Origin of the sequence: Nonomuraea sp. B5E05, from assembly GCF_039880665.1 — a bacterium.
In the GTDB taxonomy this organism is placed as follows: Bacteria; Actinomycetota; Actinomycetes; order Streptosporangiales; family Streptosporangiaceae; genus Nonomuraea.
Window position 1 is genome coordinate 341489 of the sequence record NZ_JBDPMJ010000002.1, and the last position, 24626, is coordinate 366114.

General features: G+C 71.8%; 27 protein-coding genes. 19 read left to right on the plus strand and 8 right to left on the minus strand.

The genetic code is table 11. The features are described 5' to 3' along the window. Positions 1–37 precede the first annotated feature (37 nt). Positions 38–784, minus strand: coding sequence for a lysophospholipid acyltransferase family protein (locus ABGB01_RS04975; RefSeq protein ID WP_347770737.1), 747 nt, complete (start codon positions 782–784; stop codon positions 38–40). A gap of 168 nt (positions 785–952) precedes the next feature. Here ABGB01_RS04975 and dhaK point away from each other — a divergent pair, with 168 nt between their 5' ends. From dhaK to ABGB01_RS04995, 4 genes are all read left to right on the plus strand, one after another. After that, positions 953–1927 carry a dihydroxyacetone kinase subunit DhaK gene (gene dhaK / locus ABGB01_RS04980; protein ID WP_347770739.1) on the plus strand — a complete coding sequence of 325 codons (975 nt, stop codon included), beginning with the start codon at positions 953–955 and terminating at the stop codon, positions 1925–1927. Positions 1928–2047: 120 nt separating this feature from the next. Then, positions 2048–2665: a dihydroxyacetone kinase subunit DhaL gene (dhaL, locus tag ABGB01_RS04985; protein ID WP_347770741.1), complete on the plus strand. Its 618-nt coding sequence runs from the start codon at positions 2048–2050 to the stop codon at positions 2663–2665. After that, positions 2662–2823 (plus strand): hypothetical protein, encoded by a 162-nt coding sequence (locus tag ABGB01_RS04990; protein WP_347770743.1) that lies wholly within the window; start codon positions 2662–2664, stop codon positions 2821–2823. Before dhaL ends, ABGB01_RS04990 begins: the two co-directional genes overlap by 4 nt. Next, positions 2823–3197 carry a phosphoenolpyruvate--protein phosphotransferase gene (locus ABGB01_RS04995; RefSeq protein WP_347770745.1) on the plus strand — a complete coding sequence of 125 codons (375 nt, stop codon included), beginning with the start codon at positions 2823–2825 and terminating at the stop codon, positions 3195–3197. Before ABGB01_RS04990 ends, ABGB01_RS04995 begins: the two co-directional genes overlap by 1 nt. A 56-nt stretch (positions 3198–3253) precedes the next feature. On the opposite strand, the gene ABGB01_RS05000 is transcribed toward ABGB01_RS04995, so the two are convergent. The 4 genes from ABGB01_RS05000 to ABGB01_RS05015 all read right to left on the minus strand — a co-directional run bounded on the left by ABGB01_RS05000 (position 3254) and on the right by ABGB01_RS05015 (position 6806). Further along, positions 3254–4927, minus strand: coding sequence for a thiamine pyrophosphate-binding protein (locus tag ABGB01_RS05000; protein ID WP_347770747.1), 1674 nt, complete (start codon positions 4925–4927; stop codon positions 3254–3256). Then, the gene (locus tag ABGB01_RS05005; protein ID WP_347770749.1) at positions 4924–5685 is read right to left on the minus strand and encodes a cyclase family protein; all 762 of its coding nucleotides are present in this window, start codon (positions 5683–5685) and stop codon (positions 4924–4926) included. Before ABGB01_RS05005 ends, ABGB01_RS05000 begins: the two co-directional genes overlap by 4 nt. A gap of 83 nt (positions 5686–5768) precedes the next feature. Continuing rightward, complete coding sequence (locus ABGB01_RS05010) at positions 5769–6290, minus strand: hypothetical protein (protein ID WP_347770750.1); 522 nt, start codon at positions 6288–6290, stop codon at positions 5769–5771. Between the two features lie 87 nt (positions 6291–6377). Then, positions 6378–6806: a CBS domain-containing protein gene (locus ABGB01_RS05015; RefSeq protein WP_347771250.1), complete on the minus strand. Its 429-nt coding sequence runs from the start codon at positions 6804–6806 to the stop codon at positions 6378–6380. A 126-nt stretch (positions 6807–6932) separates the two neighbouring features. On the opposite strand from ABGB01_RS05015, the gene ABGB01_RS05020 reads away from it, so the two are divergent. The 12 genes from ABGB01_RS05020 to ABGB01_RS05075 all read left to right on the plus strand — a co-directional run bounded on the left by ABGB01_RS05020 (position 6933) and on the right by ABGB01_RS05075 (position 18448). Next, positions 6933–8357: an aminopeptidase P family protein gene (locus tag ABGB01_RS05020; protein ID WP_347770752.1), complete on the plus strand. Its 1425-nt coding sequence runs from the start codon at positions 6933–6935 to the stop codon at positions 8355–8357. Between the two features lie 141 nt (positions 8358–8498). Beyond that, positions 8499–9290 carry an ABC transporter permease gene (locus ABGB01_RS05025; RefSeq protein ID WP_165974487.1) on the plus strand — a complete coding sequence of 264 codons (792 nt, stop codon included), beginning with the start codon at positions 8499–8501 and terminating at the stop codon, positions 9288–9290. Then, entirely contained in the window at positions 9290–10147 is an 858-nt protein-coding gene (locus tag ABGB01_RS05030) for an ABC transporter permease (RefSeq protein ID WP_347770755.1), read from the plus strand. The genes ABGB01_RS05025 and ABGB01_RS05030 overlap by 1 nt, the downstream gene beginning before the upstream one ends. A 4-nt stretch (positions 10148–10151) precedes the next feature. Further along, complete coding sequence (locus ABGB01_RS05035) at positions 10152–11171, plus strand: MlaD family protein (protein ID WP_347770757.1); 1020 nt, start codon at positions 10152–10154, stop codon at positions 11169–11171. After that, positions 11171–12214 carry an MlaD family protein gene (locus ABGB01_RS05040; RefSeq protein WP_347770759.1) on the plus strand — a complete coding sequence of 348 codons (1044 nt, stop codon included), beginning with the start codon at positions 11171–11173 and terminating at the stop codon, positions 12212–12214. The genes ABGB01_RS05035 and ABGB01_RS05040 overlap by 1 nt, the downstream gene beginning before the upstream one ends. Further along, positions 12214–13239 (plus strand): MlaD family protein, encoded by a 1026-nt coding sequence (locus ABGB01_RS05045; protein ID WP_347770761.1) that lies wholly within the window; start codon positions 12214–12216, stop codon positions 13237–13239. The genes ABGB01_RS05040 and ABGB01_RS05045 overlap by 1 nt, the downstream gene beginning before the upstream one ends. After that, positions 13236–14255 carry an MCE family protein gene (locus ABGB01_RS05050; RefSeq protein ID WP_347770763.1) on the plus strand — a complete coding sequence of 340 codons (1020 nt, stop codon included), beginning with the start codon at positions 13236–13238 and terminating at the stop codon, positions 14253–14255. Before ABGB01_RS05045 ends, ABGB01_RS05050 begins: the two co-directional genes overlap by 4 nt. Next, complete coding sequence (locus ABGB01_RS05055; protein ID WP_347770765.1) at positions 14252–15265, plus strand: MCE family protein; 1014 nt, start codon at positions 14252–14254, stop codon at positions 15263–15265. Before ABGB01_RS05050 ends, ABGB01_RS05055 begins: the two co-directional genes overlap by 4 nt. Continuing rightward, positions 15262–16704: an MCE family protein gene (locus tag ABGB01_RS05060; protein WP_347770767.1), complete on the plus strand. Its 1443-nt coding sequence runs from the start codon at positions 15262–15264 to the stop codon at positions 16702–16704. The genes ABGB01_RS05055 and ABGB01_RS05060 overlap by 4 nt, the downstream gene beginning before the upstream one ends. Beyond that, positions 16701–17657: a hypothetical protein gene (locus tag ABGB01_RS05065; RefSeq protein WP_347770769.1), complete on the plus strand. Its 957-nt coding sequence runs from the start codon at positions 16701–16703 to the stop codon at positions 17655–17657. The genes ABGB01_RS05060 and ABGB01_RS05065 overlap by 4 nt, the downstream gene beginning before the upstream one ends. A gap of 17 nt (positions 17658–17674) precedes the next feature. Further along, positions 17675–18262 carry a 4'-phosphopantetheinyl transferase superfamily protein gene (locus ABGB01_RS05070; RefSeq protein ID WP_347771252.1) on the plus strand — a complete coding sequence of 196 codons (588 nt, stop codon included), beginning with the start codon at positions 17675–17677 and terminating at the stop codon, positions 18260–18262. Positions 18263–18271: 9 nt separating this feature from the next. After that, positions 18272–18448, plus strand: a complete 177-nt coding sequence (locus ABGB01_RS05075) for a hypothetical protein (protein WP_165974486.1) — start codon at positions 18272–18274, stop codon at positions 18446–18448. Here the strand turns inward: ABGB01_RS05075 and ABGB01_RS05080 are convergent. Continuing rightward, entirely contained in the window at positions 18441–18674 is a 234-nt protein-coding gene (locus tag ABGB01_RS05080) for a hypothetical protein (RefSeq protein WP_347770771.1), read from the minus strand. The two genes, ABGB01_RS05075 and ABGB01_RS05080, sit on opposite strands and share 8 nt — an antisense overlap. Positions 18675–18733: 59 nt before the next feature. On the opposite strand from ABGB01_RS05080, the gene ABGB01_RS05085 reads away from it, so the two are divergent. Genes ABGB01_RS05085 through ABGB01_RS05095 form a run of 3 tightly spaced genes read left to right on the plus strand, consistent with a single transcriptional unit; the run spans position 18734 to position 21602 of the window. Continuing rightward, positions 18734–19192 (plus strand): MarR family transcriptional regulator, encoded by a 459-nt coding sequence (locus ABGB01_RS05085; RefSeq protein WP_347621430.1) that lies wholly within the window; start codon positions 18734–18736, stop codon positions 19190–19192. A gap of 59 nt (positions 19193–19251) precedes the next feature. After that, on the plus strand, positions 19252–19902 hold the full coding sequence (locus tag ABGB01_RS05090; protein ID WP_347770774.1) for an LppX_LprAFG lipoprotein: 651 nt from the start codon (positions 19252–19254) through the stop codon (positions 19900–19902). Further along, entirely contained in the window at positions 19899–21602 is a 1704-nt protein-coding gene (locus ABGB01_RS05095; RefSeq protein WP_347770775.1) for an MFS transporter, read from the plus strand. Before ABGB01_RS05090 ends, ABGB01_RS05095 begins: the two co-directional genes overlap by 4 nt. A gap of 41 nt (positions 21603–21643) precedes the next feature. Here ABGB01_RS05095 and aspS read toward each other — a convergent pair whose 3' ends face one another. Continuing rightward, positions 21644–22906, minus strand: a complete 1263-nt coding sequence (aspS, locus tag ABGB01_RS05100; RefSeq protein ID WP_347770776.1) for an aspartate--tRNA(Asn) ligase — start codon at positions 22904–22906, stop codon at positions 21644–21646. Positions 22907–23214: 308 nt separating this feature from the next. Further along, positions 23215–24606 (minus strand): ribosome biogenesis GTPase Der, encoded by a 1392-nt coding sequence (gene der, locus ABGB01_RS05105; RefSeq protein WP_347770777.1) that lies wholly within the window; start codon positions 24604–24606, stop codon positions 23215–23217. Between the last annotated feature and the right edge of the window lie 20 nt (positions 24607–24626).

The window sequence follows — 24626 nt, forward strand, 5'->3', positions numbered from 1 at the left end:
GCTCCGATCACCGGGCGGGGGTCACGCGCGTCGGCGGTCAGTCCTTCTTGGCCCGGGCCTCCGCCTCGGCCGCGTCCATGGCCGCCGCCTCCTCGGGGGTCGGCGCGGTGCCGCCGAGATGGGCGGGCTGCCACCACACGCCCTGCGGCACCTCCGGATAGGTGCGCTGCGCCCGGTCGACCAGCTCCGACAACCGCGCGTGCAGGTCCGTCACGTGATCGCTGACGTTCTCGCCGCGCTTGGGGTGCATCGGCTCGCCCACCAGGATGGTGAGCGGCACGTGCCGCTGCAGGAGCTTCTTCGGCCGCCCCTTGGTCCACAGCCGCTGGCTGCCCCACAGCGCCACCGGGATCACCGGCACCTTGGTCGCCTGGGCCATCCGGATCGCGCCGTTCTTGATCTCCTTGACGGTGAACGACCGGCTGATCGTGGCCTCCGCGAAGACGCCCACGATCTCACCGGCCTTGAGCATGCGCAGCGCCGTCGCGTACGAGCCCGCGCCCGCCCCCCGGTCGACGGGGATGTGGTGCATGCCCCGCATCAGCGGGCCGGAGATCCGGTGCTCGAACACGTCCTGCTTGGCCATGAAGCGCACCAGCCGCTTCGACGGCTGCGCGGCGAACCCGGCGAAGATGAAGTCGAGGTAGCTGATGTGGTTGCTCACCAGCACCGCTCCCCCCGTCTGCGGCACGTGTTCGGTCCCTTCCATGTGGAAGCGGATGTCGAGCACACGAAAGAGGGTCCGCGCGGCGGCGATCACCGGCGGGTACACGATCTCAGCCATGACCAGAAGGTAGCTGTTCAGGCGGGTCTCACGGTAGTCGGGGCCCGAGGCGCCGGGTGACGCCGCTCCTGGCCGCGGCCCGGGCGCGCGTGCTCGCGTGGGCGCCGGGCGGCCTCCGCCCGGGCGCCCACGCTTGCGTGGTCGTCAAAACGGGCAGATGTACACACCATGAAGAAGCTCATCAACGCTGCGGACTCCGCCGTCGAGGACGCGCTGAAGGGCATGGCCGCGGCCCATCCCACGCTGCGGATCCGCGACCAGGTGGTCTACCGGGCCGATGGCCCGCGCCGGGGAAAGGTCGGCCTGGTGTCGGGAGGTGGCTCGGGGCATGAGCCGCTGCACGCCGGCTTCGTCGGGTACGGCATGCTCGACGCGGCCTGCCCCGGTGAGATCTTCACCTCACCGGTGCCCGACCAGATCATCGAGGCGACCAAGGCCGTGGACGGCGGCGCCGGCGTGCTGCACATCGTCAAGAACTACACCGGCGACGTGCTCAACTTCGAGATGGCCGCCGAGCTGGCCGAGGACGTCGAGGTGGCCAGCGTGCTGGTCGACGACGACGTGGCCGTCCAGGACTCGCTCTACACGGCGGGCCGCCGGGGCACCGGCGCGACCCTGTTCGTCGAGAAGATCGCGGGGGCGCTGGCCGAGGAGGGCGCGCCGCTGGACGACGTGGCCGCCGTGGCCGGCGCGGTCGACGAACGCAGCAGGTCGTTCGGCATCGCGCTGACCTCGTGCACGACGCCGCACGCGGGCAAGCCGACGTTCGACCTGCCGGAGACGGACGTGGAGCTGGGCATCGGCATCCACGGCGAGCCCGGCAGGGCCAGGGTGCCGATGGCGCCGGCGCGCGAGCTGGCGGCCACCGCCATGGACGCGGTCCACGGCGACCTGCCGTTGCAGGGCGACCTGCTCGTCATGGTGAACGGCATGGGCGGCACGCCCCTCATGGAGCTGTACGTGGTCTTCGCGGAGGTGGCGGCGTACGTGAAGGGCAAGGGAGCGCGGATCTCACGGTCACTGGTCGGCAACTATGTGACGAGCCTCGACATGCAGGGCTTCTCCGTCACCGTCTGCCGGCTCGACGACACGCTGACCCGCCTGTGGGACGCCCCGGTCGACACGCCGGGCCTGCGATGGTGACGTCTCCGGTCCGCGCCGGAGCGCACCGTGCGGCAAACGATTCGCCAGGACACCTGTGGAAGGGAGGGAGCGCGGACTCCCCCGCCGGCTGAGGCAGGCGGGGCGCTCCGCGCGCATCCGATGGACACCGACCTGTTCGTGGCCTGGTTCGAGGAGACGGCCCGGCTCGTACGCCGCGACCGCGACCGCCTGACCCGGCTCGACGCGGCGATCGGCGACGCCGACCACGGCACCAACCTCGACCGCGGGCTCACCGAGGTCTGCAAGGCGCTCACCGAATGGCCGCCCGAGTCGCCGGTGCAGGTGCTGACCTCGGCGGGCACGGCGCTGATCCGCCGCGTCGGCGGCGCTTCCGGGCCGCTGTACGGGTCGGTGTTCCGGCAGATGGGCAAGGTGCTGGAGTCGCCGGTGACGCTGGCCGGCTTCTCGGCGGCGTTCGAGGAGGGCGTCGTGGCGGTCGAGCGGCTGGGCAAGGCCGCGCCGGGCGACAAGACCATGGTGGACGCGCTGGCGCCGGCCTCGCGGGCCCTGGCACTGGCCGTACGCGACGGGGTGGGGGTGCGCGAGGCGTTCGAGCAGGCGGCACGGGCGGCCGCGGAGGGGGCCGAGGCCACGATCCCGATGCAGGCGCGCAAGGGCCGTGCCAGCTACCTGGGTGAGCGCAGCATCGGGCACGAGGATCCGGGGGCGGCGTCGTCGGCGCTGTTCATGGCGGCGCTGGCGAACGTGGCGTCATGACGGGCCGCACGGGAGACGCCAGGGCCGGTCACACGGGAGGCGCCAGGACCACGGACGCGGAAGGCACCACGACCGGTGAGGCGGGAGGCGCCAGGGCCGGGCACAGTGGAGGCGTGACGGGGCGGACACGGGTGTGCGCCGCTGGTGGGGTGGCGTGATGGTGGGGCTGGTGCTGGTCTCGCACAGTGCCGGGCTGGCGGCGGAGGCCGTGGCGCTGGCGAAGGGGATCGCGGGTGCCGGGGTGCCCGTCGCGGGGGCCGGGGGCACGGAGGACGGCGGTCTCGGCACGAGCGTGGACCTCGTCGAGGAGGCGGTGCGCGGCGTCGACCAGGGGGACGGGGTGGTGCTCATCCCCGACCTGGGCAGCTCGGTGCTGACCGCCCGCCTGCTTGAGGAGGACGGGCGCATCGTGGTGGCGGACGTCCCGTTCGTGGAGGGCGCGATCGCGGCCGCGGTGGCGGCCGGCGCTGACGCACCACTCGCCGACGTACTCGCCTCGGCCGAGGAGTCCCGCACCTTCCGCAAGCTCTGACCCGCCGGCCCAGCCGTGGGAGGTCCCACGTGACCGCCCATGGGAGGCGTGGGCGGTCAGTGGGACTTGAAGGCGTTCTCCAGCCACCAGGAGGCGTGGTCGCGGGTGATCTTGGCGTGGACCAGCAGCGGACGTTCCCGGGAGCCGTTGAGCCAGGCGGCCACGCCCGCCAGGTCGGCCTGCTCGGTGACCGTGACCGCGTCGAGCCCGTGCCCCCTGGCGATGGCGGCGAAGTCGGCGGGCGGGAAGGTGACCGTGCCCAGCGGGTGCCCGTGGGGGCCGAAGTGGTGGACCTCGGCGCCGTACGCCTCGTCGTCGTAGATCACGATCACCATGGGCAGGCCCAGCCGGACGACGGTCTCGAGGTCGGCGAGGCCCATGAGGGCGCCGCCGTCGCCGAGCGCCGCCACCGGCAGCCGGTCGGGGCGGGCCACGGCCGCGCCGATCGCGGTCGCGAGGCCCAGCCCGATCGACTGGAACGCCTGGGTGAAGCAGAACCCGAATTGGTCAGGGACATCCATCAGCATTGAGGGGTATCCCATGAAATTTCCGGAATCGGGAGAGACGATCCGCTCGTGCGGCAGCAGGTCGTCCAGCCCGATGGTGAGCGTCCTCGGGTCGATCCGGCCGCCCGCGCTCTCGTCGGCGTACGGGACGTCCCGCCAGCGCCCCTCGGCCTGGATGCGCCGCCCGATCTCGGGCGAGCGGTAGCCGCCCGCTTCGGCGACGCGGGCGGTCACGGCTCTCGCCACGGCCGCCACGTCGCCGACCACGCCGAGGTCGGGGGACGTGTACGCCGTGAAGACGCCCGGGTCGAGATCGACCTTCACCACCTTCGTCCCCGGCGAGATCAGGCCGCCGTGGCCGGTGGTCCACATGTTGAGCGCGCATCCCCATCCGACGACGAGGTCGGCGCCCCTGATCAGCTCGGTGGCGAGCGGGGTGGCGAAGCCGCCGCTCACGTCGAGGTCCCAGGGACTGCCGCGGAACAGGCCCTTGGCCACCGCGGAGGTCGCCAGCAGCGCGCCCACCCGGCCGGCCAGCCCTTCGAGCTCGTCACGCCCGTGCCGGGCTCCGCGCCCGGCGATGAACACCGGCCGCCGGGCCGCGCCCAGCAGCCGCGCCAGGTCGTCGAACGCCTCGCCGTCCTCCGGCCGGTCCGCCGCCAGGGCGGCGGGCGCGGATGTGGGCCCGAATGTGGGCCCGGTGAGCGGCCGTACGGCGTCATCCCAGGTCGAAGGGGGGCCGAAGGGGGCGGCCTGGACGGGGAGCGGCAGGTTCAGCAGGACCGTACGCCGCTCCTCCACGGCCACCCGGAAGGCCTCGGCGGCCTGGGCGACCGCGGTGCCCGCCGAGGTGACCCGCATCGGCACCGCCCCCACTGCCGTGGCCAGCGCGTCCTGGTCGACGTGGAAGTTGGAGCGCACGTCGGTGGCCTCCCCGGCGAGCACGATGAGCGGCGTACGGCTCTTGGCCGCCTCGGTGATGCCGGTCATCGCGTTCGTCAGCCCCGGGCCCTGGTGCACCGACACCACCGGGACGCGCCCGCTCATGCGGGCGTACGCGTCGGCCATGGTGGCGGCCCCGCCCTCGTGGCGGGCGGCGATGTAACGCACGCCGTGGGCCACGAGCGCGTTGGTGACGTGGAAGTTGCCGCTGCCGACCACCCCGAAGGCGGTCTCGACCCCGCAGGCGGCCAGGGCGCGGCCCACGGCCTCCGCGACGATCAACGTTCGACCAGGGCGAGCACGCGCACCGGGCTGCCGGAGCCGCCCACGATGGGCAGCGGCGGCGCGAGCACCACGGCCCCGGTCACGGGCAGGCGGTCGAGGTTGCGCAGCTGGGTGAGCCCGTATTTGCCGGCGCCGAGCAGGAAGGAGTGGCAGGGGAAGGGCGGGGTGAAGGAGTGGGCGGCGCCCGCGTCGGTGCCGACGGTCTCGACGCCGAGCCCGACGATCGGCGTCTCGGCGGCCAGCCACTCGGCGCACTCCACGGAGATGCCGGGCGTGTGGGAGCCGTTCAGGAAGTCGTCCTGGTCGCCGGAGCGGGTGTCCCAGCCGGTGCGGTAGAGCAGCCAGCCGCCGTCGGGGAGCGGGCCGTTGGCGCGCTCCCACTCCTTGACGTGGTCGATGCCCAGCAGGAAGTCGGGGTCCTTCGCCGCCTCGTCGGCGAAGTCGAGCACGACGGCGGGCGCGATCAGGCTGCGCGGGGGCACCTGGGAGACGTCCTCGCCGTCGCGCCCGGTGATCCAGTGCACGGGCGCGTCGAAGTGTGTGCCGGTGTGCTCGCCGGTGTGGATGTCGTTCCAGTACCAGGCGGGGCCGCGGTCGTCGTAGTGGCTGATCTCCTCGAGAGAGAAGCGGATCGTGTTGCTGAACGGCTCGGGCAACTGGAGGATCGGCGTCTGCGACGACAGGGGCGCGGTGAGGTCGACCACCTCGATCGCACCGCCACGCACACCGTCGACCAGGCTCTTCAACACCGACATGACCTTCTCCTTCGTGGGGCTGTGCGCATCCTCCTACGCACGCCCTACCCGCGCAAACCTGCCATGTTCAGCCCTGAACAGGGTCATACAGGAGTCCACTCCGCGCATCCGCCGGTCTGGAACGCCTTGTCCGTGGCCTCGATGGTGACCGTGGCGGCGCCCGTCGGCATGCCGGTCGCGATCACATCGCCGTCCGCGCTCCTCATGCGGGCCCAGTAACACATCGTGAACCCGGCCGCCGGCCCGGACGTTCTGTAGGTGCCTGGCTGGACGTCCCTGCCCACGACGAGGGTCCGCAGGGACGCGGGATTGCCGGCCGGCGCGGTGCTCGCGCCGCCGGTCTGCGCGGGCCCGGTCGGCGCGGGCCCTGTCTGCGAGGGAACGGGCTGCGAGGGAACGGGCTGCGAGGGAACGGGCTGCGAGGGCGCCGTCTCGGACGGCGCGGGCTGCGACGTGGCCGTCCGGGTGGGCGCTGTGGGCCCGGGCGCGCCCGTCACCTCGGTCGTCACCGTGATCCTGGGCGGGGGCGCGTCCGTCGACGTGCTCGCGCCGAATCCCACGAACACCCCCAGCAGGAACCCGAGAAGGGCGGCGAGCCCCGACACGAGCAGGATGATCGTCGGACTGCTCGTCGCCCGGGGATACTCAGGTGGAGGAGGCCCGTACATCACGGACCAAGCGTCCCATCACTGTCAACGATGCAGATAGTCGACGAGCGACGCCTTCTCCGTCTCCAGCTCCTCGATCGCGCTCTTGACCACGTCGCCGATGCTGACGATGCCCACGAGCCGGCCGCCGTCGACCACGGGCATGTGCCGGACCCGCTCGGTGGTCATGGTGCGCCGCAGCGACTCGACGTTCTCGCCGGGGCCGACCGTGTGGACCTCGGTGGTCATGATCGCGGACACGGGGAGGTCCAGCACCATGGCGCCACGGTCGTGGAGGCGGCGTACGACGTCGCGCTCCGACACGATGCCCTCGATGACGGCGCCGTCGCCGGAGACCACGACGGCCCCGATGTTGTGCTCGGCGAGCTTGGCGAGCAGCTCCCGCACGGTCGCCGCCGGGGTCACGGTCGTGACCTCACTGCCCTTGTCGCGAAGGATCGTCCCGATGAGCATCTGCATCACCTCTGCACCTCAGTGTTCCAACCACTGCGCCAAGGCAAACTGCCCGCCGAGGAAGGAGTCAAGCGCTCACGTAGGCTGCCTGCCATAGAGCACGTCCGGCACGAAGGGGACCGCCGCATGACCGAGCCGCTCAACATCGGAAGCCACGACCTGCCCGTCACCGACGAGCTGGCCGCGTTCATGCGGACCGGCTGGGGGCCGGCCCGGCGGGACGACGTGCGCGCGCGGCCGATCGCGCCGTGGGCGGCCAAGCGCCGCGCCGCGCTGGCCGCGCGCTTCCCCGGCGAGCGGCTCGTGATCCCGTCGGGCACGCTCAAGGTGCGCAGCAACGACAGCGACTACCGGTTCAGGCCGCACAGCGCGTACTCCTACCTGACGGGCGCGGGAGAATCCGACGACGTGCTGGTGATCGAGCCGTCCGGCGAGGCGGTGTTGTACGTCAGGCCGCGCGCGTCGCGCGAGGAGGGCCAGGAGTTCTACCGTGACCGCCGCTACGGCGAGTTCTGGGCCGGTCCCAGGCCGGACCTGGCGGAGGCCGAGGAGCTCTACCAGTTGCGCTGCGCGCACATCCGCGATCTGGAGCTGGAGGGCCGCCCGGCCAGGGTGCTGCGCGGCGTGGACGCCGCAGTGGATGCCGCAGTGGATGCCGCAGTGGATGCCGCAGGGGACGCGCGGGGGACGCGCGGCGACGCCGAGCTGGCGTCCTTCCTGTCGGAGATGCGGCTGGTCAAGGACGAGTGGGAGCTGGGCGAGCTGCGGCACGCCGTGGACGCGACGGCACGCGGATTCGAGGACGTGGTCCGCGCGCTGCCGCGGGCGCTCGGGCACCCGCGCGGCGAGCGTTACCTGGAGGGCGTGTTCGGGCTGCGGGCGCGGCTGGAGGGCAACGCGACCGGCTATGACAGCATCGTGGCCGCCGGGTCGCACGCCTGCGTGCTGCACTGGATCCGCAACGACGGCCGGCTGTCGCCCGGCGACCTGCTGCTGATGGACGCGGGCGTCGAGGCCGACACGCTCTACACCGCCGACGTCACCCGTACGATTCCGCTGTCGGGACGGTTCAGCCCGATCCAGCGGCAGGCGTACAAGCTGGTGTACGAAGCGCAGACGGCGGCCATCGCCACGCTCAGGCCGGGGGCCCGCTTCCGCGACTTCCACCTGGCGGCCATGCGCGTCATCTGTGACGGCCTGCGCGACTGGGGCCTGCTGAAGGGCTCCACCGACGCGCTCATGGACAGCGGCCTCTACCGGCGTTACACGCTGTGCAGCAGCGGCCACATGCTCGGTCTCGACGTGCACGACTGCGCGCGTGCGCGGGCGGAGGTCTATCTGGACGGCGTGCTGGAGGAGGGCCACGTGCTCACCGTGGAGCCCGGCCTGTACTTCCAGCCCGACGACCTGACGCTGCCCGAGGAGCTGCGCGGCATCGGCATCCGCATCGAGGACGACCTGGTCGTCACCGCCGGAGGCGCCACCCTGCTGTCCGGCGGGCTGCCCCGTCACCCGGACGAGATCGAGTCCTGGATGGCCACCCTGGCGTAACGGGCCGGTCACGTTTCGTGCGGAGCTGACAAGGTGTGAGCTGCGTCTCATACCTTTTCCTCAAATTACCGGCAGAGCATCGACTGCTGGACAACCCGTCAGTAGGGTGACTGATCCGTAGGCGGCGGAGGTGGTCAGCTGATGGCCTTGTCCGGGTTCGTCGGACGTAGGGCCGGGTCGGTGCTCGGCCAGGTCGGTGACCTGTTCGTCATCGTTCTGGAGGGGCTGCGCCGCAGCTGGGACGTGCGCCGCTGGTGGTGGGAGTTCGTCGACCAGTGCTGGTTCCTGGCCCGCGTCACCAGCGTGCCCGTGCTGCTCGTCTCCCTGCCGCTCGGCGCGACCGTGGCACTCCAGGTGGGCGAGCTGGCCTGGCAGCTGGGCGCGGGCTCGGCCACCGGCAGCGCCGTCTTCGTCGGCCTCATCCGCGAGGTGGCGCCGCTGGCCAGCGCGCTGCTGATCGCCGGCGCCGGGGGCAGCGCGATGACGTCCGACATCGGTGCGCGCAACATTCGCGACGAGCTGAGCGCGATGGAGGTCATGTCGGTCAACCCGATCCACCGGCTGGTCACTCCGCGCATGTGGGCGGCCAGCACGATCGCGGTGTGCCTGTGCCCGCTGGTCATCCTGGCGGGCGCGAGCGGCGGCTACTTCTTCAACGTCATCGTGCAGGGTGTCACGCCGGGCGCGTACTTCGACGGCGCGCTGTCGCTGGTCGTCGCCTCCGACCTGTACGTCACCCTGTTCAAGGCGTGGATCTTCGGGTTCATCGCGGCGGCGGTCGCCTGCTACAAGGGCATGACCTGCGCGACCAGCCCGGTCGGCGTGGGCCGGGCGGTCAACCAGTCGACCGTGGTGACGTTCATGCTGGTGTTCACGTTCAACTACGTGATCTCCGCCGTCTATTTCCTGGCCTACCCGCCGAGGTCGCTCTGATGGCCATGACGCGCACGGCAGGTCCCAGGCTCGCCTTACGTGGCCGGGACATCGCCGAGCGGTTCGCGACGCTGGCCGACTGGCCGCTGTTCGTGTGGAAGGTGCTCTTCTACTCCGTACGCGACGTGGTGTTGCGGCTGAAGTACGCCAAGGTCGTCGTCCGGCAGGTCAGCGACGTCGTGGTCGGCGTCGGGGCGACGGTCATCGGCGGCGGCATGATCTTCGTGGTGTTCACGATGGCGTTCGTCGTGGGCGCGACCGTCGGCCTGCAGGGCTACCAGGGGCTGCAGGCGATCGGCGCCGAGTCGTTCATGGGCCTGGTGGGCTCGTTCGCCAACGTCCGCGAGATCACCCCGATCATCGCCGCCACTGCGCTCGCGGCGCAGGTGGGCTCGTCGTTCACGGCGGAGCTGGGCGCGATGCGCATCTCGGAGGAGATCGACGCGCTGGAGGTGATGGGCATCAACGCCTTCACCTACCTCGTCTGCACCCGTGTGGTGGCGGCGCTGCTGGCGCTGATGCCGATCTATCTCATCGCGTTGTTCGCCAGCTTCTTCGCCACCCGGCTGATGTGCACGGCGCTCTTCGGGCTGGCGCCCGGGGTGTACGACTACTACTTCTACCTGTACCTGCCGGTCAGCGACATCGTGTTCAGCGTCGCCAAGGTGGGCGTGTTCGCCTTCGCCGTCATCGTGATCCACTGCTTCTACGGCTTCCACGCCACCGGAGGGCCGGTGGGCGTGGGCGTGGCGGCGGGGCGCGCCATCCGCCAGTCGATCGTCACGATCGTGCTGCTCAACCTGCTGCTGTCGTACCTGTTCTGGGGCGGCGGGGGCAACATCCCGCTGACGGGGTGAGCCGGTGAGCCGATCCGAACTCTCCCTCCCCGCCCGGGCCGGCGTCGCGCTCGCCGTCCTCGTGGTGCTCGCCGCGGCCACGCTGTACGTCGTACGCACCGCCACCGAGATCAGCGGCACCAGGATCGACGCCGTGTTCGCCCGGGCCGGGCAGGGCCTGGACACCAACTCCCCCGTCAAGATCCGCGGCATCACGGTCGGCGACGTGACGAGCGTGGCGCTGGACGCCAAGGGCGACGCCGTGGTGACCATGCACGTCGAGCCCGGCGTCAGGGTGCCCGCGTCCACGGTCGCCTCCGTCGAGCCGACGTCGGTGTTCGGCCCCAAGTACGTCAACCTCAAGCCCGGATCCGGCGAGACCACCGGCCCCTACCTGAGCGGCGGCGCGGTCATCACCGACACCGAGGGGCCGCTCGACCTGTCGGACACGCTCGGCGCCGCCTACCGCGGCCTGGACGCCGTCGACCCTCGCGAGGTCACGGTCATCGTGCACACCCTGGCGAAGGGACTCGACGGGAAGGGCGAGCACCTGCGCGAGCTGATCGGCGACGCCGGCGACCTCGTCGGCGTCGCGCACCGGCACCGGGACCGGGCCAGGCGGTTCCTGCGCGACGGCGCCCTGCTCGGCACCACGCTGTCGGACAAGGGCGACGAGATCGTCGGGATCGCGTCCGACGTGAACGTGATCACCCCCGATCTGCTGGAGCGGGCCGGCAAGGTGCGCGCGCTGCTGCAGGAGGTCACCTCGGTCAGCGGCCAGACCGCGCACGGGCTGGCCGAGCACCGGCGCAACCTGCGGGCCGGCGTGCAGTCCGGCGAGCGGGTCGCCGCGCTCATCTACGCCCAGCTCGGGCTGGCCGGTGACGGCGTTCGCGGCCTGAACCGGCTGGTCGACCTGCTCAACGAGCTGATCGAGGCGCCGGGCCCGGGCGGCACCCGTCAGCTCCAGGTGGAGGCGTTCGTCGCGACCGACGTCTGCGAGCTGATCGTCGGCGTCTGCGGCCCCACCGACGGGAGGCGCTGATGGAGCGCACCCGCCGCTGGTGGACGTTCGTCAAGTTCGTGCTCTTCGTCGGCCTGACCGTGGCGCTGATCGTGGTGATCAGCGTGCAGATCGCGCGGGTGAGCACGGGCGGCGGCTACCGGCTCGTCGCCACCTTCGACGACGTGTCAGGGCTGGTGGAAGGCGACCAGGTCAAGATCGCCGGCGCGCCCGTCGGCCAGGTGGACACCATCCGGGTGGTCGACGGCCGGGCCGAGGTGACCATGGAGGTACGGGACGCGGTCAGGGTGCCCGCCGACACCGAGGCCGCCGTCCGCTGGCGCAACGCCATCGGCCAGCGGGTGATCTACCTGCTGCCCGGCACCGCGCCCGGCATGTTGCCGCCCGGGTCGCGCATCGCGCGTACCTCCTCGCTCGTGGACATCGGCGAGCTGGTCAGCGACCTCGGCCCGCTCACCCGGAGCCTCGACCCCGACCAGATCAACCAGCTGCTCACCGCCGCCGCCACGTCGCTCAAGGGCAACGACAGGAACATCCCGAGGCTGCTCGACAACGTCAACGCCATCACCACCACGGTCAACGCGCGCAAGAAGACCATCGAGCAGCTCCTGCGGGACTACGCCACCGTCACCGGCGTGGTCGCCAGGCGTGACAAGCAGCTCGAGCAGCTCGTCGACAACCTCGTCACGCTGACGGAGGCGTTCGCCGACAACCGCGAGCTCATCGACGACGCGCTGGTGGAGCTGTCGGCGACCGTGCGCACCTCCAACGAGGTGCTCGGCAAGAACGCCGACGAGCTCGGCGCCCTGGTCGACAACCTGTCCGGCCTGACCGGCGGCATCAGGAGGAACGTGGACGCCATCGGCAGGACGGTCCGCACCTTCCCGCCGCTGTTCACCCGCGCCCGCTCCACCGTCGACCGCGGCCACTACTTCATCACCGCGGTCCCATGCGTGGCGCTGGGGCCCGCGCCCTGCCCCTACCCGATGAAGAAGCCGCCGCCGCTGCGCAACACCCGGGTGCAGAGCACCAAGGACCTCCGGAAGCTGCTGGTGGGCGACTGATGGCGCTCAAGTCCTTCCGCGACCGCAACAAGATCGCCGTCGGCCTGGTGTCGGTGGCCACGCTCGCCACGCTGCTCGTCGCGACCTTCCTGGTCGGCAACCTGGGGCTGCTGGAGAGCGGCTACCACATGTCCGGGATCTTCGTGGACTCCGGCGGCGTGCGCACCGGCAACGACGTACGGGTGGCGGGCGTGCGCGTCGGCAAGGTCACCGAGGTGCGCCCCGACTACACGCGCGGGCACGTGGTCGTCACCTGGAAGGTCGACAGCGACGTCCGCCTCGGCCGCGGCACCCGCGCCGACATCGCGCTGTCCAACCTGCTCGGCGGCCGCTACGTCAAGCTCACGGGCCCTGTCTCGCCCCCGTACCTCGACCAGCTGCCCGAGGCCCAGCGGCGCGTCCCCGTGACGCGGACCGGCGTGCCCACCCTGATCAACGACGCCATCAACGACGCGACCCGGCTCGTCGAGCGGCTCGACACCGACGCCGTGGACGAGCTGCTCACCGAGCTCGGCAAGATCGACACGTTCAAGCGCGGCCGCGTCACCCGGCTGCTGGAGAACGTCGGCGACCTGTCGGACACCATCAGCAAGAGCGAGCCGCAACTGCGGCGGCTGCTCGACAACGGCACCAGGATCATGAAGGTCATCGAGAGGAAGGACGAGCAGCTCGCCCGGCTCGTCGACGCCATCGAGGTCATGCTGGCCGAGCTGCGCCACCGCCGCGCCGAGCTGCGCACGCTGCTCGGCGACGGCAGCGACCTGGTACGCAGCACGACACGCCTGATCGAGCGGCACGAGAAGAGCCTCGTGCGGGTCCTCGACGACAACGCGGCGATCACCACCAGGCTCGGCGACGACAACAAGCAGCTCAACTCCCTGCTGGCGTGGGCGGGCCCGACGTTCTCCGGCCTGTCCACGATGGGCGGCCAGGGCCCGTGGCTCGAGGCCATCGCCACGGGCCTCGGCCCCATCAACCCCGAGGTGCTCGCCGCCATCGCCAAGGACAGGAGGGCCGCCCGATGACCCGGCTGGTCACGGCGCTGCTGGCCTGGGCGCTGCTGGCGTCGGGCTGTTCCGTGCTGGGCGCGGAGCCGTACCGGCTGGAGGCGATCTTCAGCAAGGCGCCCTCCCTCTACGAGGAGGCGCGGGTGAAGGTGATGGGGCTCGACGCCGGGTACGTCGACGACATCCGCATCGAGGGCGACCGCGTACGGGTCTCCCTCCGCGTCGACCGCCACGTACCGCTCCCCGCGGACGTCAAGGCCGTGGTCGCGCCGCAGAACACGCTCGGCGAACGCAACGTCGTGCTCTATCCCCCCTGGAAGCCCGGCGACCGGCGCATCCAGCCGGGGACGACGATCCCGCTGAAGCGCACCGAACTGCCGGTGGAGATCGACGACGCGCTCGACGCGTTCACCAAGCTGACCGACGCGCTCGACGACGAGAAACTCGGCGACGTGGCCGGCGACCTGGCCGACGGGGTGAGGGGACGCGGCAGGACCATCGGCGACGCCGTCTCCGACACCTCCAAGCTCACCGGCGTCCTGGCCGAGCAGGACCAGCAGCTCGTCGCTCTGGCCAAGGGGCTGAACCGGCTGGCCGCCGGCCTCAACAAGCGGGAACGCCAGGTGACGGGCGCGATCGACTCCTTCGCCGAGGCGAGCGCGATCCTGGCGGAGGAGCGGCGCCGGCTGCGCGGGTTCGTCTCAAGCATGGCCGGCTTCGTCCGCCGCGGCGACGTGATCATCGAGCAGTACGCGCAACGGCTCCCGCAGGCCGCGAGCACCCTGGCCGAGCTGGTCCTCACGGTCAGGGCCAACAGCGCGTCCGCGGCGCAGGCCGTCAAGGGCGCGGCCGACTTCGCCGACGTGATCATCGACTCGTGGGACAGGAAACAGCACGTGCTGAAGATCCGCGTCGTGCTCAACGCGCTGACCAGAGCCTGGCTGACGCCGCTGTTCGACTCGCTGAACCTGGGCGACGTGCCGTGCCTGCCCGCCGGGCTGAGCAACTGCCCCTACCAGAGGAGGCCGCGATGAGGGCCGCCGCGCTGGCCGGGCTGCTCGTGTTGTCGCTCACGACGTCGTCGTGCTCGCTGCGGACGCTCGGCGCGACCACCGGCGACCTGACCCTGCACGCCGTCTTCGACGACGTGCAGAGCCTGGTGGCGGGGCACAGCGTGCAGATCTCCGACGTACGGGTGGGTACCGTCACCGGCATCCGGCTGCAGGGCTACCGGGCCAGGGTGACCATGTCGATCACGTCGGAGCACCGGCTGCCGGAGGGCAGCACGGCCACCGTGGCCAAGACGTCCGTGCTGGGCGAGAACTACGTGCTGCTCGCCCCGCCCAAGGGCAAGGACCTCGCCACGGGGCCGTACCTGAGGAGCGGCGCCACCATCGCCGACACCTCGGTCGAGCCGGACATCGAGCAGGTCACCGCCAAGGCCGGGCCGCTTATCGAGGCGCTCGGCGCGCAGGACGTGAACGCCATCCTGGACGCGGCCTCGACCGCGTTCGCCGGGCAGGGCGACGACGTCAACAAGCTGATCAGGCAGACGGCCGAGGTCACCGACGCCTACGCCGCCGCCCGCCGCGACCTGGGCACCAGCATCGACGCCCTGGCCGAACTCGGCGACGACCTCGCCAGGGGCAGCACCGAGCTGGACCGGCTGCCGGGCACCCTCGCCTCGGCCACCACGCGCATCGCGCACGGGCGCGAGCACGTGAAGAAGACCATCGTCGCGCTGACCAAACTGGCCAAGGAGGCCAACCTCACCGTCTATCCGCGGCACGCCGCTCGGTTGCGCACGCTGCTGCGGGAGCTGGCGGCCATCTCCTCGGCGATGCAGCGCGGCGGGGAGGACCTGAAGGCGCTGGTGGCCGAGCTGCAGACGTTCATCGACGCCCCGCCGATCACGGTGAACGGGCAGGTGCTGATCTATCTGTGGCTCAAGGGTGTGCTGCTGCCCCAGCGGCGCGACGCCGACCGGCCGGCGCTGCCGAACAGGATCGAGGACTTCCGCCTGCTCCTGGAGCCGCCGCGATGAGCCGGCGGATCTACCTGAACCTGGGGTTCTTCGTCGTTCTGGGCGTCGTCATGACGGTGTGGGCGTTCAGCACGATCATCCGGCTCGACGCCATCGAGCGGCCGTACCGGGTGTCGGCCGAGTTCGTCTCGTCGCCCGGTCTCGTCCGCGGCTTCGACGTGGCCTACCTGGGCGTCCGGGTCGGCAAGATCGGCGACGTGCGGCTGGCGCCCGGCAAGATCGTCGTCGGTCTCGACATCGACCGGGAGGTCCGGCTGCCGAAGGGCGTCTCGGCCGAGGTGCGGCGCAGGTCCGCCATCGGGGAGCCGTACGTGGAGCTCTCGCCGCCCGCCACCGGGGCTGGCGGCCCGCCGCTCGCGGCCGGTGACACGATCACGCTGGCCAGGACGTCGGTGCCGCTCGACTACAAGAAGTTGTTCGAGGGCGTCGGCAAGCTGCTCAACGCGGTGCCGCCCGAGGACGCCAAGGCGATCACCCACGAGCTGGCCGTCGCCCTCGACGGCCGGGCGCCGGCCATCAGGCGCATCATCGACGACGCCCACACTCTGACCGGCACCCTCGCCGACAACACCGAGGTGCTCGACGAGCTGGCGGTGCAGCTCACCCGGCTCACCCACACGCTGGCCGGCAAGCGGGGCGAGCTGGCCTCCGGCATCACCGATCTCAGCACGGTGACGGCCGCCCTGCGCGCCTCCCGCGCCGACCTGAACACCTTCCTGGACCGGGGGCCGGGCGTGTTCGGGCAGCTCGACGAGGCCGTCCGGCGGTCGAGGCCGGGGTTCTCGTGCCTGCTGACCGCGGCGGGGCTGCCGCACAAGCCGGTCTTCTCCCCCGAGACCGAACGCAACGTGCACCACCTGCTGAGCAGCATGCCGACCGCCTTGAGCCTGGCCGACGACATCAGCGACCGGCGCGGCGACACCGTGTACGGCCGGGCGTCGTTCATCTTCAGCGTCCCTGGCGGGCCGGAGCCCGCCGAGGAGTACGCGCGGGCGGCCGGGCCGCCCACCGTGCCGAAGCTGCGTGCCTGCCCGGACCGAGCGCCCGTCTCCGACACCTCCGGGGACGGCGCCCGCTCCGGCCGCGACCGGTCCGAGCGAGATCGCCTGGACGCCGCCGCACGACCGGACGGCTCGGCTCGGCCGGACAGCACCGGACGGCCGGACGCCTCCGCACGGCCCGGCGGCACCCCACGACCGGACAGCGCCGGACGGCCGGCTGCCTCCGGACGGCCGGGCGCCGGGGACACCGTCAGGCCGGGCAGGAGCCCGCAGCCCGCACCATCGTCCAGTGACGTGGCCGCCACCGGCGTCACGTCCCCTGACCCGCCGAGCACCGCCCCCCTGATCGCCGCGATCTTCCTCGCCGTAGTGGCCTTCGGCGGCATGGCGGGCTGGATCGCGGCAGGTCGGGCCGCCCGCCGTGAGGAGTCACGATGACCACCGAGCAGGACCTCTCCGCAGCCCTCCGCACCGACGAGGCCCGTCCGGAGACCCCACTCGCCGACGCCCCGCCTCCGAGCACCACCCCGGCCAAGACCGCACCACCCGAGGCCGCGCCACCCGAGACCGCGCTGTCCGAGACCACGCCACCCGAGACCACGCCACCCGAGACCGCGCTGTCCGAGACCACGCCACCCGAGACTCCACCATCCGAAACCGCGCCGCCCGAAACCGCAGCAGCCGGGACCGCGCCGTCCGAGGCCGTGACCGCGGCGGATGGCGAGCCCGCCCGGCGGGGCACCGCGGAAGCCGCAGACGGCGAGCCTGATGCTCAGGAGCAGGAGCAGGAGCAGGCGGCAGACGGCGGGCGGCGGGACGTCGCCGTGGCCGGGCGCCTCTCCAGGGCCCGCGTGTGGTGGACGCTGGCGGCCATGGTGGTGGCCGCGATCGCCGCCACGGCCGTCCTGCAAGGCATCTCCGCCGCCCAGGCCCGCGACGCCCGCGCCGCGCTCGAGGCCGAGCGGGCGCTGCGCCTGGAGGTGTCGGGAGCCGCGGGCGCGTTCAGCAAGGCTCTGCTCAGCTACGACTACCAGGACCTGCAGACCACCCGCTCGGCCCTGGCCGCCCAGGCCACGGGCGACTTCCTGAGCACCTATGACGCGGCGTTCGGCGGCGCGATGGCGCAGGTCATCGTCAAGCTCAAGGCGACCTCGCAGGCCACGGTGCGGGAGGTCTACCTCGCCGACGTGGACGAGGCCACCGCGCACGCCATCGTGGTCGTCGATCAGCAGGTGAACACCTCGGAAGCGATCCGCTCGGTCAAGGACTCGCACCTTAAGATCTCTCTTGTGAAGGAGAAGGGCACCTGGAAGATCCACGACGTGACCGTGCTCGGCGCGTCCTCGGAGGACCAGTACACCCTCGACGGCGACGAGAAGAAGAAGGACTGACGATCGGCCCTTTGGCGATGGGCGGCCGCCCCGACGAGGTGCGAGCCCCCGATGACTGGCTGACCGAGGTGGAACGCGAGCGGGCGGCGCGGTTCAGGTTCGAGGCTGACCGTGACTGCTTCGTCGCCGCGCACCTCCTCGTACGCGTCTGCGCCGCCGCCGTGCTCGGCGTCGAGCCGCGCGAGCTGACGCTGCTGCAACACTGCCATCTGCACGGCCCAGGGCACGGCAGGCCCTCCATCGAGCAGGCCCCGGAGCTGGGGGTCAGCTTCAGCCACACCCGCGGTTACGTGTGCGCGGCCGCCGGGCCGGGCAAGGTCGGCGTGGACGCCGAGCACGTGCCGCCGGGGCCGCTGGACACGTTGCTGGCCGACCGGGTGCTCAACCCGCGCGAGCGCTCGCTGGTCACCGGCAACGACGAGCTGATCAGGCACTGGACGCGGAAGGAGGCGCTGATCAAGCGCGGCGAGCTGACCATGGACAAGCTGCGGGCCTGCGAGGACGATCTGTCGGGCCGGCATCTGCTGGAGTGGAGCGTCGGGCCGGACATCAGGGTGGCGGTCATCACCGACGCCCCCGCGAGGAGGGCGCCCCTCCCCGAATAGACTGGACGCATGTTCTACCGGAAGCCTCTTGAGGAGCGCATCGCCGACCGCATGGCGCAGCGTAAGCCGCTCGAAGAGGGCAAGACCTTCGAGCACGGACCGGCCAAGTTCGTGTTCGTGTCGCTGATCGTCGCCGTCGTGCTGATGCACGTCGTCGGCGTCGCGATCGTCATGGCGTTCAGCTGAGCGGTCCACTGGGTCGCGGCCTGGCCGATGAGAGCCCCCGCGCGAACGAGATGCCCTCGAACACGAACGAGGCCGCCAGCACGATGTGCGCCGGGGTGAGGTTCGACAGGTCCTCGCCGTGACCGATCTCGTGCAGGCCCTTCGCGATGGAGAACCCCCCGCCCACCAGGCCCGCGACGAGTTTCGCCAGAGCGATGGCGAGGTTGGCCGCGGCCGCCACGAGCACGGTGCGCAGGCTCTCCCCCTTTCATGAAGTACGACTTTACGTGCGCTAGATTGGGGATCATGAGCGCGCCTCGCTGGCTTTCTCCCGCCGAACAGCGTGCCTGGCGCACGCACCTGGCGCTGCACAGGCTGCTCATGCACCGGCTCGACCGCGAGCTCCAGGAGTTCTCGCTTACGGTCAACGACTACGAGATCCTGGTCAACCTCTCCGAGAGCCCCGGGCGGCGCATGCGCATGAGCGACCTGGCCGACGCGACGATCCAGTCACGCAGCCGGCTGTCGCACCAGATCTCCCGCATGGAGGCCAAGGGCCTGGTCACCAGGGAAGACTGTCACGACGACCGCCGGGGCACGTTCGCGGTGCTGACCGACGAGGGGTGGGAGACGATCCAGCGGGTGGCGCCGTTCCACGTGGCCAGCGTGCGCGAGCACTTCGTCGACCGGCTCACCGACGACCAGCTCGAAACGATCGAGGCGGCCTACGCGCCGATCGTGGAGCAGCTGAAGAAGCTGCGCTGACACCCAACCGATATCGGCGAGGGTGCGCGGACCTCCGTACCGCTCGCTACGATCCGCTCATGCTCAGAAAGCTACTGATCGTGGCCATGCTGGCGCTGGCGGCGGCGTGCTCGTCCGGCGGTGACGCCGGCGAGTTGCCCGCGGGGCCCGAGCTGATGAAGAAGGCCTCCGAGGCCATGAAAGCCGTCAAGTCGGCCACCTTCTCGATCGCGACCGAGGGCGAGCCGAAGGTGCCGGTCAAGAAGGCCGACGGCAGGCTCACCGCCGCCGGAGACGCCGACGGCACGATCACGCTTGCCGTGCTGGGCACCCTGCAGGAGGTCAGCTTCGCCCTGGTCGGGGAGACCGTGCACTTCAAGGGCCCGACGGGTGGCTTCCAGAAGATGACCCGGCAGCAGCTGGCGCAGTTCTACGACCCTTCGGTGATTCTCGAGCCGACCAAGGGCATCGCCCAGTTGCTCGCCTCGGCCACGGATCCGAAGGTCGAAGGCGTGGAGGACGGCGCCTACCGCGTCGCCACGACGTTCCCGGGGCAGGTCGTCGGCCAGATCGTTCCCGGCGTCACGCAGGGCGTCACCGGCAAGGTCTGGCTCGACCAGGGTTCCAGCCGGCTCACCAGGGCCAGCCTGCCGTTGCAGGGCGGCACGGTGACGGTGTCGTTCAGCGACTACGACGCGCCGGTCACGATCACCCCGCCCGCCGCGAAATGAGGCGCGCCCGCCGGGTCGTGCTCGGCGCGGGCGGCGCGGTGGTGCTGCTGGCCGCGCTCGACGCGTACGTCGTGGTGACGGTCCTGATCGACATCGCCGAGGACGTCGGCATCCCGCTGAACCACCTGGAGCGGGCCACGCCGATCGTGACGGGTTTCCTGCTGGGCTACGTCGCCGCGATGCCGCTGCTCGGCCAGCTCTCCGACCGCTACGGCCGGCGGCCGCTGATCCACGCGTGCCTGGCGGCGTTCGCCCTCGGCTCGGTGCTGACGGCGCTGGCGGCCGGAGAGGTCATGGTGGTGGCCGGGCGCGCCGTCCAAGGGGTGGCGGGCGGGGCGCTGCTGCCGATCACGATGGCGCTCATCGGTGACCTGTGGGACGAGCACGAGCGGCCCGTGGCCTTGGGGGCGGTGGGTGCGGCCCAGGAGCTGGGCAGCGCGCTCGGGCCGCTGTACGGCGGGGTGCTGGCGTTGGTCCCCAGCACCGTGGTGGCGGGGGTGGAGCTGGGGGGCTGGCACGCCATCTTCTGGATCAACCTTCCCCTCGCCGCCCTCGCGGCCGTCGCCGTGCACCTCACGGTCCCCGGCGGCCCCGTACGCTCCGCCCGGACGGCCACCGTCCCCGCGGACGCCACGGATGCGGGACGGCTCCGCGCGGGCACGGCCGCAGGGCGGTCGCTCCCCCCGCAGGCGACCGAAGCAGGCGACGCTCCCGCGGACCCGACCGCAGGGGGATCGACGCCCGCGCGAGCAGAAGCGGGCGACGCCCCCACCGGCACCCCACGGAGGCGATTCGCCGCCGCGGGCGCTGCTGGGCGGGTGGATGTCGTCGGCGGCGGGCTGCTGGCGCTGGCGCTCGGGCTGCTGGTGATCGGCCTGTACAACCCCGACCCCGCCAAGGCCGTGCTCCCCCCGTGGGGCCTGCCCGTGATCGCCGCCGGCACGCTGGCGGCCGTGATCTTCGTCTGGTGGGAGATCCGCTCCCCCGTCCGCCTGCTCGACCTGTCCGGCACCCGCAAGGGCCCGCTGCTCGCCACCCTCGCGGTGAGTTTCCTGGCCGGGGCCGCGCTGCTGGTGACCATGGTGTTCGTCCAGTTCACCGCCCAGACGCTGCTCGGCGCCGACGCGTTGGGGGCGTCACTGATCCTGGCCAGGTTCCTGGCCGCGCTGACGGTGGGCGCGCTGCTCGGCGGGCTCCTGGCGCGCAGAACGGGCGACCGGGCCGTGGCGGTGGCGGGCATGGTGCTGGCGGCGGCCGGCTACTGGCTGATGAGCCGCTGGCCGCTCGACCTGGAGAGCGCGGGCCTGCTGATGGACCTCCACCTGGTCGTCGCCGGGCTGGGCCTGGGGCTGGTGATCGCGCCGGTGTCGTCGGCGGTGTTGCGGGTGAGCCCGGCGGCCCGGCACGGCGTCGCCTCGGCGGCGGTCGTGGTGGCCAGGATGATGGGCATGCTGATCGGCATCGCGGCCGTGTCGGCGTGGGGTTTCTACCGGTTCCAGTCGCTGACCGCCCACCTGGACACGCCGCTCCCGTTCGGCGTGGACGCCGCGACCTACCAGCGGCGGTTGGCCGACTACACCGCGAAGGTGCAGGCGGCGCTGCACGTCGAGTACACCGAGATGTTCCTGGTCACGGCGTTCATCTGCGTGCTCGGCGCGGGCGTCGCGCTGCTCATGCCGTCCATCGCCCGGGCCCGCTGAGGGGCCCGGGCGATGGACGGCGGGCGATGGCGGCGGGCGGGCTACGGGGAGAGGCGGTGCAGGTCGCGGGGGAAGGCGGTGGTCTGGCGTATGTTGGCGGCGCCTGTCAGCCGCGCCGTCCACCGTTCAAGCCCCAGCGCGAACCCGCCGTGCGGCGGCATCCCGTGTTTGAAGGCCTGCAGATACCCTTCGTACGCCTCCGTCCCCTCACCCCGGGCGGCCAGCGCGGCGACGTAGTCCGCGTACGCGTGCAGCCGCTGCCCGCCCGTGACCAGCTCCAGCCCTCGGAACAGCAGGTCGAACCCGTTGGAGTAGCCCGGCCTGGCGGGGTCGGGGTGGGTGTAGAAGGGCCGTTTGGCCATCGGGTAGCCGGTGACGAAGAGGAACTCCGACCCGTGTTCGCGCAGCGCCCACTCCGACAGCCGGCGTTCCTGCGCGGGTGACAGGTCGGGCTCCTCGGAGGACGTCAGCCGCTGGGCGTCGGTGAAGTGGACGGCCGGGATCTCGGCGGGCACCTCGGGCAGCGTGGCGCCGAGCAGGGCGGCCGCGGAGGCGGCGCGGCGGCGTACCGACTCCAGCATGCCCGCCACCGCCTCGCGCAGCACCGCCATCACGTCGCGGTGGTCGCGGACGAAGCCGAGCTCGGCGTCGAGGCTGGTGTACTGGGCCAGGTGGCGTACGGTGTCGTGCGGCTCGGCGCGGAAGACGGGCCCGACCTCGTAGACCCGCTCGAACACCCCGACCATCGCCTGCTTGTAGAACTGCGGCGACTGCGCCAGGTAGGCGGGCCGGCCGAAGTAGTCGATGCCGAAGACGTTCGCGCCGGACTCGGTGGCCGAGCCGACGATCTTCGGGGTGTGGATCTCGGTGAAGCCGAGCCCGTCGAGCGTCTCGCGGAACCCGGCCACGCTCGCGGCCGCGATCTCCAGCGGCGCCCTGAGGCGGGGGTGCCGCAGCGCGACGGGCGCGTGGTCGAGGATCGTCGGGAGCGTCGCGCCCGGCTCCGGCCGGTAGAGGTCGAACGGCGGCGCCGCGCACGGCTCCGCCAGCACCTCGATCTCCGGCGCGACCAGCTCGAACCCTCCGGGGGCCTGCGGGCTGGCCGTCACGGTGCCGGTGACCTCGACGACGCTCTCCTCGCCCGGCAGGTCGCGCGCGGTCACCGCCTGGGCGAGGCCGGTGCGGTCTCTGACGACGAGGAAGGACACGGACTTCAGTTGCCGGCGGCGATGGACCCAGCCGGCGATCGTCACTCGTTGCCCGGCGTGCTCAGCGAGCTCCGCCGACATGACACGAGAGATCATCACAACTCCTCACGAGGAAATGCATGATCCCTTGGGAGTGCGGGGGAGAAGGGAGCTCCCGGTGCCACCGCACTTTCGCCGCCCCTGGTCGAGGCGGCCTCGAGGACCCGATGACGCTGGTCAGGCGGCGGGGCATTTCCTCCCCGCACTCGGGAGTGTCTTCGCCAGAGGTGCACGGGACCGCCTTCACAGCTGCCGGCGGCTCTCTCGGCCCGTGCGGGACCTCGGCTACTCGTCTCCGTCGACGTTTGCGGTCGATCCTACGAGCCCGCGGAGGGGACGGCAAAACCTTTGCCGCCCCCGGCGCGCTATCGGTCCTTCTTCGAGCGCTTCTCCCGGATCTTCATCGTGACCTCGATCGGCGACCCGGCGAAGCCGAACTCCTCGCGGATGCGGCGCTCGACGAAGCGGCGGTAGGTGTCTTCGAGCCAGCCCGAGGTGAACAGCACGAACTTGGGCGGCTCCACCGACGCCTGCGTGGCGAAGAGGATCTTCGGCTGCTTGCCGCCCCGCACCGGCGGCGGCGTCTGCTGCACCAGCTCGGTCAGGAACGCGTTGAGCCGGGCCGTCGGCACCCGCGTGGACCACGAGTCGAGTGCCTTCTCCAGCGCGGGGACCAGCCGGTCGACGTGCCGCCCCGTCTTGGCGGAGATGTTGACGCGCAGCGCCCACGGGGTGCGTACGAGCTGGCGGTCGATCTCCTTCTCCAGGTAGTAGCGGCGGTCCTCGTCGACCAGGTCCCACTTGTTGAAGGCGACCACCATCGCCCGCCCCGACTCGATGACCAGGCCGATGATGCGGAGATCCTGCTCGGTGAGCGGCTGGCTGGCGTCGATCAGCACGATCGCCACCTCGGTGCGCTCCAGCGCCGCGCGCGTGCGCATGGCGGCGTAGAAGTCGGCGCCCTGCAGCTCACGGTCGCGCCGCCGGATGCCGGCCGTGTCGACGAAACGCCAGGTGCGCCCGCCCAGCTCGACCAGCTCGTCGACAGGATCGCGGGTGGTGCCGGCCATGGGGTCGACCAGGACCCGCTCCTCCCCCGCCAGCTTGTTGAGCAGCGAGGACTTGCCGACATTGGGCTTGCCGAGCAGGGCGACGCGGGCGGGCCCGCGCTCGGCCCCGAACGTCACCTCAGGCGTCTCCGGGAGCGCGTCGAGCACCACGTCGAGCAGGTCGCCGCTGGAGCGGCCGTGCAGGGCGGAGACGGGATAGGGCTCGCCGAGCCCGAGCGACCACAGCGCGGCGGCCTCCAGCTCCAGCTGCTGGTTGTCGACCTTGTTGGCGGCCAGGATGACCGGCTTGCCCGACTGCCGCAGCACCGAGCCCACGGTCTCGTCGGCGTCGGTCGGACCGACGGTGGTGTCGACCACGAACACGATCACGTCGGCCAGTTCGGCCGCGATCTGGGCCTGCTCGGCGATGCGCAGGTTCATCCCGGTCGCGTCAGGGTCCCACCCTCCGGTGTCGACCACGGTGAAGCGGCGGCCGCGCCAGTTGGCTTCGTAGGTGACGCGGTCGCGGGTGACGCCCGGCACATCCTCGACGACCGCCTCGCGGCGGCCGATGATGCGGTTGACCAGCGTGGACTTGCCGACGTTCGGCCGCCCCACGATGGCGACGACCGGCAGCGGCGCGGCGTCGCCGTGCTCGGTTATCTCAAGATCGTCGAGGTCGGCCTCGACCCAATCCCCCGTTGACACGATGTTTCGTCCTTAGTGAG

Bases quoted from the DNA above. Each gene is read 5' to 3' on its own strand.
- ABGB01_RS04975 (WP_347770737.1), bottom strand. From the start codon at position 784: ATGGCTGAGATCGTGTACCCGCCGGTGATCGCCGCCGCGCGGACCCTC.
- dhaK (WP_347770739.1), top strand. From the start codon at position 953: ATGAAGAAGCTCATCAACGCTGCGGACTCCGCCGTCGAGGACGCGCTG.
- dhaL (WP_347770741.1), top strand. From the start codon at position 2,048: ATGGACACCGACCTGTTCGTGGCCTGGTTCGAGGAGACGGCCCGGCTC.
- ABGB01_RS04990 (WP_347770743.1), top strand. From the start codon at position 2,662: ATGACGGGCCGCACGGGAGACGCCAGGGCCGGTCACACGGGAGGCGCC.
- ABGB01_RS04995 (WP_347770745.1), top strand. From the start codon at position 2,823: ATGGTGGGGCTGGTGCTGGTCTCGCACAGTGCCGGGCTGGCGGCGGAG.
- ABGB01_RS05005 (WP_347770749.1), bottom strand. From the start codon at position 5,685: ATGTCGGTGTTGAAGAGCCTGGTCGACGGTGTGCGTGGCGGTGCGATC.
- ABGB01_RS05015 (WP_347771250.1), bottom strand. From the start codon at position 6,806: ATGCTCATCGGGACGATCCTTCGCGACAAGGGCAGTGAGGTCACGACC.
- ABGB01_RS05020 (WP_347770752.1), top strand. From the start codon at position 6,933: ATGACCGAGCCGCTCAACATCGGAAGCCACGACCTGCCCGTCACCGAC.
- ABGB01_RS05025 (WP_165974487.1), top strand. From the start codon at position 8,499: ATGGCCTTGTCCGGGTTCGTCGGACGTAGGGCCGGGTCGGTGCTCGGC.
- ABGB01_RS05030 (WP_347770755.1), top strand. From the start codon at position 9,290: ATGGCCATGACGCGCACGGCAGGTCCCAGGCTCGCCTTACGTGGCCGG.
- ABGB01_RS05040 (WP_347770759.1), top strand. From the start codon at position 11,171: ATGGAGCGCACCCGCCGCTGGTGGACGTTCGTCAAGTTCGTGCTCTTC.
- ABGB01_RS05045 (WP_347770761.1), top strand. From the start codon at position 12,214: ATGGCGCTCAAGTCCTTCCGCGACCGCAACAAGATCGCCGTCGGCCTG.
- ABGB01_RS05050 (WP_347770763.1), top strand. From the start codon at position 13,236: ATGACCCGGCTGGTCACGGCGCTGCTGGCCTGGGCGCTGCTGGCGTCG.
- ABGB01_RS05055 (WP_347770765.1), top strand. From the start codon at position 14,252: ATGAGGGCCGCCGCGCTGGCCGGGCTGCTCGTGTTGTCGCTCACGACG.
- ABGB01_RS05060 (WP_347770767.1), top strand. From the start codon at position 15,262: ATGAGCCGGCGGATCTACCTGAACCTGGGGTTCTTCGTCGTTCTGGGC.
- ABGB01_RS05065 (WP_347770769.1), top strand. From the start codon at position 16,701: ATGACCACCGAGCAGGACCTCTCCGCAGCCCTCCGCACCGACGAGGCC.
- ABGB01_RS05070 (WP_347771252.1), top strand. From the start codon at position 17,675: ATGGGCGGCCGCCCCGACGAGGTGCGAGCCCCCGATGACTGGCTGACC.
- ABGB01_RS05075 (WP_165974486.1), top strand. From the start codon at position 18,272: ATGTTCTACCGGAAGCCTCTTGAGGAGCGCATCGCCGACCGCATGGCG.
- ABGB01_RS05085 (WP_347621430.1), top strand. From the start codon at position 18,734: ATGAGCGCGCCTCGCTGGCTTTCTCCCGCCGAACAGCGTGCCTGGCGC.
- ABGB01_RS05090 (WP_347770774.1), top strand. From the start codon at position 19,252: ATGCTCAGAAAGCTACTGATCGTGGCCATGCTGGCGCTGGCGGCGGCG.
- ABGB01_RS05095 (WP_347770775.1), top strand. From the start codon at position 19,899: ATGAGGCGCGCCCGCCGGGTCGTGCTCGGCGCGGGCGGCGCGGTGGTG.
- aspS (WP_347770776.1), bottom strand. From the start codon at position 22,906: ATGATCTCTCGTGTCATGTCGGCGGAGCTCGCTGAGCACGCCGGGCAA.